The organism is Oerskovia sp. NPDC060287 (assembly GCF_042726775.1).
GTDB classification, from domain to species: Bacteria; Actinomycetota; Actinomycetes; order Actinomycetales; family Cellulomonadaceae; genus Oerskovia; species Oerskovia merdavium.
Map to the genome: position 1 here is coordinate 1 of NZ_JBHXBO010000193.1, position 7,882 is coordinate 7,882.

Genomic DNA, 7,882 nt, shown 5'->3' on the forward strand with positions numbered 1-7,882 from the left:
GGGCCAGCGCCCTCTACCTCGACGAGAATCCTCTCCCTCGGCGCACTGGTCACAGCGCCAGGTCGAGGTTCCCTCCGCCCAGCACCCCGGCCCCCGTGAGCCCGGCAGGCGACCCGGCGCCGACGGCCCCGGCCCGGCCCACCATCCCGTCGACCGGCGAGCTCGCGAGCGCCTGCTCGCGCCGCGGGATGCGGCCCGCGAGCGCCGCGAGACGACCCGCCTCGACCGCGAGCCGCATGGCCCTGGCCATCCGCACCGGGTCGGCGGCACGCGTGACCGCGGTGGCCAGGAGAACCCCGTCGCACCCGAGCTCCAGGGCGTGCGCGGCCTCCGACGCGGTCCCGATCCCCGCGTCCAGGATCACGGGCACCCGAGCGGCCGACGTGATGGCCGCGATGTTGCGCGGGTTGAGGATGCCGAGCCCCGACCCGATGGGCGCCCCGAGCGGCATGACCGCGGCGCACCCCACGTCCTCGAGGCGCCGCGCGAGGATCGGGTCGTCGTTGGTGTACGGCAGCACGACGAAGCCGTCGCGGACCAGGGTCTCGGCGGCCTGGACGAGCCCGATCGGGTCGGGCAGGAGCGTCACGTCGTCGGCGATCACCTCGAGCTTGACCCAGTCCGTGCCGCACGCCTCGCGCGCGAGGTGGGCCGTGAGGACGGCCTCCTTGGCCGAGAAGCAGCCCGCGGTGTTGGGCAGGGCACGGATGCCGAGGCGCTCGAGCAGCCCCCAGATCCCGGTCTCGCCCGCACCACCGCCCGCACCACCGCCCGTGCCGCCGCCCGCGCCTGCGGTGCCCGGGCGGGCTCGGTCACCTGCCGGACGCACCCTCGCGACGCGGCGCATCGCGACGGTCGTGAGCGCGGTCCCGGACGCCACGAGGGCGTCCTCGAGCGTCAGCAGGTTCGCCGCGCCGCCCGTGCCCATGACCAGGCGGGAGCCGAGGGGGACGCCCGCGACGACGAGAGGGTCCGCTGCCGGGGAACCGGCGTGCGCCGGACCGGGCGCGCCGGTCGTGCCGCGCGCCGCCTCAACCACCCTGCACCGCCGTGACGACCTCGACGCGGTCGCCGTCGCGCAGGGTCGTGGACGGCCACGTGCTGCGGGGGAGCACGGCGTCGTCGATCGCGACCGCGACGCCCCGGGGGACGTCCCCGCGGTCCCCGACGAGCTCGGGCAGCAGCGCGGCCACGAGGGCTGCGACGGTCGTCGGGGCGGTGAGCGGGTGGTGCTCGCCGTTGACGAGGGCGCTCCCGGTCGCGGGCGGGTTCGTGGGCTGCGCACCGGTGGCCGCGGGCGGGAGAGTCGGGTGGGTCATGCGGTCCTCCAGGAGGTGGGTCGCCGAGGTAGAGGTCTGCCGTCGAGGGAGAGGGGCCCGCCCCGCTACCTCGACGCGAGCCTCTGTCTCGCGGGGGCAGGGGTGGGCGAGAAGCGCAGCGGGTCGATCGCCGAGACCGCGGACGGCACCGGCTCCCCGGCCAGGACCGCGTCGATCGCGGCCGCCGTGACGGGAGCGAGCAGCACGCCGTTGCGGTAGTGGCCGGTCGCGAGGACCAGGCCGGGAACGGTGGTGGGCCCCAGGAACGGCAGGTTGTCCGGGGTGCCCGGTCGCACGCGCGGCGTGACCTCGACGAGGGCCAGCTCGTCCAGCCCGGGCAGCAGGGCGCGCGCGTCGCGCAGGAGCGCGAAGACGCCGCCCGCGGTCGCACGCCGGTCGTCGGGGTGCTCCTCGCTCGTCGCGCCGACCACGACCTCGCGGTGCCCGTCGGGTCCGGGCGTACGCGGTACGACGTACACCGGACGCCCTTGCACGATCCCGCGCACCACGTGGTCGAGCGTGAACCACGCGGGGGCGTCGAGCCGCAGCGTCTGCCCCTTCACCGGACGGGTCGGTGCGCACACCTCGGGGACGTCCACGAGCAGGTCGCCCGAGTCCGCGCCCGCCGCGAGGACCACGGTTCCCGCGCGGTGCACGACCCCCGCGTCGTCGAGGGCCCCGGTCACGGGAGAGCCGAGGCCCGTCGAGCGGAGCAGCCGCACCGCCCGGCGGTGCACGACGGCGGCACGCGGGTCCCGCGCGAGGGCTGCGGTCAGGGCGCGGTGCACCGCGCGCGGGTCGACCTGGTGGTCGCCGGGCGCCCAGAACGCCCCGGCGACGCGCGGACCGACGAGCGGCTCCCGCTCGCGCGCCGCGGCGACCGAGATCTCGGTCGAGTCGAGCCCCCACGCCTCCTGCAGCGCGCGCACGCGACGCCCGAGCGCGAGGTCGTCGCCGTCGTAGGCCAGCGTGAGGGTCCCGGTCGTCCGCAGGCCCACGCTCAGCCCCGAGCCCGCCTCGAGCTCGGCCGCGAACACGGGCCAGCGCGCCGCGGAGTCGGAGCCCAGGCGCAGCGCGGCCTCCTCGCCGAAGTCGGCCTCGGTCACGGGCGCCAGCATCCCGGCCGCGGCGTGCGTCGCGCCGTCTCCGGGGGAAGGGTCCAGGACGGTGACGCGCAGGCCCGCGCGAGAGGCCCGCCAGGCCGCGGTGAGCCCCACGATGCCGCCGCCCACGACGAGGACGTCCGTGGCGCCGTCGGGCCCCTCGTCCGTGGTCCTCCGGTGGGCGGGCGCGGCTCGCCCCTCCGCGCCCGACGGCGGCACGCCCCGCGGGCTCTCGCCGCGCCCCGGTGGGCGCGAGGGCAGGACAGGGTGGTCGGTGGACAGGGCTGCGCACATGCGCTCGCTCCCTTCGCTGGCATGACCCAGATCAGGTTCGACGGTCGGCTCTCGCCCTCTCAGCCCCGTGCGGGGCTCCCGTGCTTCGCGGCCACCCTACAACGCACGCGTCCGGTCGCCGACCGTGTATCAACCGGGGCGTTGCCGACCTCTCTCGGTGTATCCGCTGGGACATCCGACTCCCGTGCGTGCGACCTCCCTCCAGGGACGGCCTCCCCGAGCGGTCGAGCATCGACCGCCCCGCCGCGGACCCGAGCGGCCCGCCCACCTTCCCCGCTTCAGGTGGAGCTCCTCATGCGCAAGACATTCCTCGTGATCAGCGTCCTCGTGGTCGTCGCCGTGGTCATGCAGTTCTACTTCGCCGCCGTCGGCGTGTTCAGCGACCCCGACGACGAGCTCTTCGCGATCCACGGGACGAGCGGCCGCATCGTGCTGCCCCTGCTGATGATCCTGTCCATCGTGTTCGCCGCCCTCGCCAAGGCCGGGAGACGCACCGTGTGGCTGGCCGTGCTCGGGTTCGGCCTCCTGCTGTTCCAGACGATCCTGTTCATCCTCACCGGAGTCCTCACGGGGTCGGAGCCGCCCCCTGGTGAGATCACCACGGCGGGCACCATCATGCTCGGCTTCCACGCCCTCAACGGGCTCGCGATCCTCGGCGTGACGGGGACCGTCGCGTCCAGGGCTCGGGCGCTCGTGGCGGAGGGGCGCGTGCCCAGCCCGGCGTCGACCACCGCCCCCGGGAACGTCTGACGGTGACCGTCCCCGCCCTCCAGCTCGTCTACCTGGTCCTCGCCCTCGCGGGCGGGGCCGGGTGGGTGCTCGCCGCGCTCCGGCCGCGGCGCGGCCCGTGGGTCGCGCTCGCGACCGTGGCGCTCGTGCTGCGTGTCGGGGTCGTGGTCCTGCTGGGCGGGCACGGGTGGTGGTTCGTCCAGGAGAAGGTGCTCGTCGGGCTCCCGCTCGCCGTCGGCGGGGCGGTGCTCGCGCTCGTCGTGCTCGTCGTCGGCAGGGGCCGTCCAGCGATGCCGGCGCGCCAGGCCTGCCTCCTCGGGGCGGCGTACGCCACCGCCGGGGAGCTGGTCCTCGTGCTGGTGGTCGGCTACCCCGTCGGGCCCCTCAGCGGGGGCGTCGTCGTGCTCCTCGTCGCGGCCGCGACCCTCGTGACGTGGCTCGTGCTCGCCGGGCGTGACCCGGGCGTCGTGCGGGGCGTGAGCCTCGCCGCTGCGTTCGTGCTGCTCCTGCCGCTCGGGCTCGCCTGGTGGGCGAGCCGGGCAGAGGTGCATCTCGAGGTGGTCGGTCCCGGTGCCGTCGGGGCCGCGGCCGCCGCCGTCCCGGGCACGGGAGCGCACACCGGGAGCGGACACGCCGCGGACGAGCCCGCGACCGACGAGCTCTCGGCTGCGGGCGGCGGCGCCCCGACCGTGGACGTGACCGAGCTCCGGACCCCCGCGGACGTTCCCGGGCAGCGGGTGCCGGTGACCCTCACGGCCCGCGAGTCGGACCTGACCCTCCCGTCGGGGGAGGTGGTGCAGGCCTGGAGCTTCGGCTCCCTGCCGGGGCCCGAGATCCGGGCCCAGGTCGGGCAGGTCGTCGAGGCCGAGCTCCACAACGAGGACGTCCGGGCGGGCGTCAGCGTGCACTGGCACGGCTACGACGTGCCCAACGGCGAGGACGGGGTCGCGGGCGTGACGCAGGACGCCGTCCTGCCCGGGCAGTCCTTCACCTACCGGTTCGTCGCGGACCAGCCCGGGACGTACTGGTACCACACGCACCAGAGCTCGTCCGACGGGGTGCGCCGGGGGCTCTTCGGCACGCTCGTCGTGCTCCCGGCCTCGGGCCCGGTCGCCGACCTCGACCTGGTGCTCCCGGTCCACACCCTCAGCGGCACGACGACGCTCGCGGGCAGCGACGAGGTCGAGCAGCTCGCGGCCACGCCCGGGCAACGGGTACGGCTGCGGCTTCTCGACGCCGACCAGGTGCCGCACCGGTTCGGGGTGGACGGGGCCGGCTTCCGTGTGGTCGCCGTCGACGGCACGGACGTTCCCGGCGCCGAGGAGGTGAGCGGCCTCGCGCTGCGCGTCCCGGCGGGAGGCCGCTACGACGTCGAGCTCACCATGCCCTCCCACCCCGTGCGCCTGGCGGTCGACGGCGAGGAGGACGTCGGCCTGGAGCTCGTGCCCGACGCCGGGGCGGGCGCCGACGCCGACGCCGCCCCGGGGGACGCGGACCGGTGGGCCGTCCCCGACGAGGACCTCGACCTGCTGGCCTACGGTTCGCCGCCCGAGGGCGGGGCCGGGGCCGGACCTGGCACCGCACCCGCACCCGACGTGACCGCGACGCTCGTCCTGGACCGCCTGCCACGGTTCGACGGCGGCGTGCCGGTGTACGGGTACACGATCGACGGGAAGGTGTACCCCCACGTCCCCTCGACCGTCGTCGACGAGGGGGATCGCGTTCTCCTGCGCATCGTGAACCGGAGCTCGGAGACCCACCCCATGCACCCGCACGGGCACCACGTCAGGGTGCTCTCGGTCGACGGGCGGGAACCGACCGGCGCCGCGGTGCTGCGCGACACGTTCGACGTCCGTCCGGGCGAGGTCTGGGAGGTCGAGCTCCTCGCCGACAACCCGGGGATCTGGATGGACCACTGCCACAACCTCGACCACGCCGCGCAGGGCATGGTGACCCACCTGGTGTACCGGGGAGTGACCACGCCCTTCCGGCACGGAGGGTCCACCGGGAACGCACCCGAGTGACCGACCGGTCCGCGCGGCCTACCCTGGGCGCGTGACGACCACCCACCCCGCGCCCCGCCCCGTCGACACCTCGGCGGGAGACGGCGCCCGCTCCCGGCTCGCGGCGGCCCGGCTGTACCTGTGCACCGACGCGCGCGAGGAGCGCGGCGACCTGGAGGACTTCCTGCACGCGGCGCTCGCGGGCGGCGTCGACGTCGTCCAGCTGCGCGACAAGGGGCTCGACGTCGCGCGCGAGCTCGAGCTCCAGGAGACCGTCGCGCGCGTCGCGACCGAGCACGGGGCCCTGTGGGCCGTCAACGACCGGGCCGACGTCGCGCTGCTCGCAGGGGCACCCGTGGTGCACACGGGCCAGGGCGACCTGCCCGTGCCCGCGGTCCGGTCCCTCCTGGGGCAGGGCCCGGTGCTGGGTCGTTCGACGCACTCGCTCGCGCAGGCCGCGGCTGCCGAGGCCGACCCCGAGGTCGACTACTTCTGCGTGGGCCCGCTCTGGGCGACGCCGACCAAGCCGGGACGCGACGCCGTCGGGCTCGACCTGCTGCGAGAGGTCGCCGCGTCGGCGCCGACCACGCCGTGGTTCGCGATCGGGGGCGTCGACCCGGCCCGCCTCGACCAGGTGCTCGCCGCGGGGGCCGAGCGCATCGTCGTCGTGCGCGCGATCACGGGCTCGGTCGACCCCGAGCGGGCCGCGCGCGAGCTGCGCGAACGGCTGCCCGCCTGACCCGGCGAAGTGATCCCCGTCGCACGTCGTGGACCGATGCCGGGGATCGGCGCCGAGCCAACTATCCTGGGGTGGTGACACCCACCCCCTCAGCCCCCCGGCCCGTATTGGTCGTCGACTTCGGCGCACAGTACGCCCAGCTGATCGCGCGTCGCGTGCGTGAGGCCAAGGTGTACTCGGAGATCGTCCCCCACACCTTCACCGTCGAGCAGATGCTCGCCAAGAACCCGGCAGCGATCATCCTGTCCGGTGGTCCGTCGTCCGTGTACGCGCAGGGTGCGCCCTTCGTGGACCCCGCGCTGTTCGAGGCCGGCGTGCCCGTCCTCGGCATCTGCTACGGCTTCCAGGCCATGGCCCAGGCGCTCGGCGGCAAGGTCGCGCAGACCGGTCTCAGCGAGTACGGCGGCACCGAGGTCGAGGTGTGCTCCGCGGGCGTCCTGCTCGCCGAGACCCCCGACCACCAGACCACGTGGATGAGCCACGGCGACGCCGTGCACGCGGCGCCCGAGGGCTTCGAGGTCCTCGCGACGTCGTCCGGCTCCCCGGTCGCGGCCTTCGAGGACACCAGCCGACGCCTGTACGGCGTGCAGTGGCACCCCGAGGTCAAGCACTCCGCGCACGGCCAGGCCGTGCTCGAACGCTTCCTGTACGAGGGCGCAGGCCTCGCCGGCGACTGGACCCCGGGCAACGTCATCGCCGACCAGATCGCGCTCATCCGCGAGCAGGTCGGCGACGCACGCGTCATCTGCGGCCTGTCCGGCGGCGTCGACTCCTCCGTCGCCGCGGCACTCGTCCAGCAGGCCGTGGGCGACCAGCTCACGTGCGTGTTCGTCGACCACGGCCTGCTGCGCGCGGGCGAGGTCGAGCAGGTCGAGCGCGACTTCGTCGCGGCCACGGGCGTCAAGCTCGTCGTCATGGACGAGAAGCAGCGCTTCCTCTCGGCGCTCGCGGGCCACTCGGACCCCGAGACCAAGCGCAAGATCATCGGCCGCGAGTTCATCCGCGCGTTCGAGCAGGCGGCGCGCAACATCGTCGCGGACGCGGGCGAGCACGGTGGTGAGGTCAAGTTCCTCGTGCAGGGCACCCTGTACCCGGACGTCGTCGAGTCCGGCGGCGGCGAGGGCACCGCGAACATCAAGAGCCACCACAACGTGGGCGGCCTGCCCGACGACCTGCAGTTCTCGCTCGTCGAGCCGCTGCGAGCCCTGTTCAAGGACGAGGTCCGCGCCGTGGGGCGCGAGCTCGGCGTGCCCGAGGTCATCGTGGCCCGTCAGCCGTTCCCCGGCCCCGGTCTCGGCATCCGCATCGTCGGTGAGGTCACGGCCGAGCGCCTGGAGATCCTGCGCGCGGCGGACGCGATCGCGCGCGAGGAGCTCACGAAGGCCGGGCTGGACGACGAGATCTGGCAGTGCCCCGTGGTGCTCCTGGCCGACGTCCGCTCGGTCGGCGTCCAGGGCGACGGCCGCACCTACGGTCACCCGATCGTGCTGCGCCCCGTGTCCTCGGAGGACGCCATGACCGCGGACTGGACGCGCCTGCCGTACGACGTCCTCGCGATCATCTCGACGCGCATCACGAACGAGGTCAAGGACGTCAACCGCGTCGTGCTCGACGTGACGAGCAAGCCGCCGGGCACCATCGAGTGGGAGTGACCTCCCGCTGAGCCGCGAAGGGCCGGCCGCGCAGAGCGATCTG

General features: G+C 75.1%; 7 protein-coding genes and 1 riboswitch. Of the genes, 4 read left to right on the forward strand and 3 right to left on the reverse strand.

Features of this window, described 5'->3' with window-relative positions:
- Positions 1–49: 49 nt before the first annotated feature.
- The 3 genes from ACFWFR_RS15040 to thiO all read right to left on the reverse strand — a co-directional run bounded on the left by ACFWFR_RS15040 (position 50) and on the right by thiO (position 2,716).
- Positions 50–1,039 (reverse strand): thiazole synthase, encoded by a 990-nt coding sequence (locus ACFWFR_RS15040; protein WP_377623487.1) that lies wholly within the window; start codon positions 1,037–1,039, stop codon positions 50–52.
- Positions 1,032–1,319: a sulfur carrier protein ThiS gene (thiS, locus tag ACFWFR_RS15045; RefSeq protein WP_377623488.1), complete on the reverse strand. Its 288-nt coding sequence runs from the start codon at positions 1,317–1,319 to the stop codon at positions 1,032–1,034. Before thiS ends, ACFWFR_RS15040 begins: the two co-directional genes overlap by 8 nt.
- A 65-nt stretch (positions 1,320–1,384) precedes the next feature.
- Positions 1,385–2,716 carry a glycine oxidase ThiO gene (thiO, locus tag ACFWFR_RS15050; RefSeq protein ID WP_377623489.1) on the reverse strand — a complete coding sequence of 444 codons (1,332 nt, stop codon included), beginning with the start codon at positions 2,714–2,716 and terminating at the stop codon, positions 1,385–1,387.
- Between the two features lie 6 nt (positions 2,717–2,722).
- A riboswitch (TPP riboswitch) is annotated at positions 2,723–2,800 on the reverse strand.
- Positions 2,801–3,010: 210 nt separating this feature from the next.
- Here thiO and ACFWFR_RS15055 point away from each other — a divergent pair.
- The 4 genes from ACFWFR_RS15055 (at position 3,011) to guaA (ending at position 7,839) form a co-directional block, all read left to right on the forward strand.
- Positions 3,011–3,466, forward strand: coding sequence for a DUF6220 domain-containing protein (locus ACFWFR_RS15055; RefSeq protein WP_377623490.1), 456 nt, complete (start codon positions 3,011–3,013; stop codon positions 3,464–3,466).
- Between the two features lie 2 nt (positions 3,467–3,468).
- Positions 3,469–5,469: a multicopper oxidase family protein gene (locus ACFWFR_RS15060; protein ID WP_377623491.1), complete on the forward strand. Its 2,001-nt coding sequence runs from the start codon at positions 3,469–3,471 to the stop codon at positions 5,467–5,469.
- 31 nt (positions 5,470–5,500) lie between these two features.
- Positions 5,501–6,187 (forward strand): thiamine phosphate synthase, encoded by a 687-nt coding sequence (thiE, locus tag ACFWFR_RS15065; protein WP_377623492.1) that lies wholly within the window; start codon positions 5,501–5,503, stop codon positions 6,185–6,187.
- 74 nt (positions 6,188–6,261) lie between these two features.
- Positions 6,262–7,839 carry a glutamine-hydrolyzing GMP synthase gene (gene guaA / locus ACFWFR_RS15070; RefSeq protein ID WP_377623493.1) on the forward strand — a complete coding sequence of 526 codons (1,578 nt, stop codon included), beginning with the start codon at positions 6,262–6,264 and terminating at the stop codon, positions 7,837–7,839.
- Positions 7,840–7,882: the final 43 nt, after the last annotated feature.

Bases quoted from the DNA above. Each gene is read 5' to 3' on its own strand.
- thiS (WP_377623488.1), bottom strand. From the start codon at position 1,319: ATGACCCACCCGACTCTCCCGCCCGCGGCCACCGGTGCGCAGCCCACG.
- thiO (WP_377623489.1), bottom strand. From the start codon at position 2,716: ATGTGCGCAGCCCTGTCCACCGACCACCCTGTCCTGCCCTCGCGCCCA.
- ACFWFR_RS15055 (WP_377623490.1), top strand. From the start codon at position 3,011: ATGCGCAAGACATTCCTCGTGATCAGCGTCCTCGTGGTCGTCGCCGTG.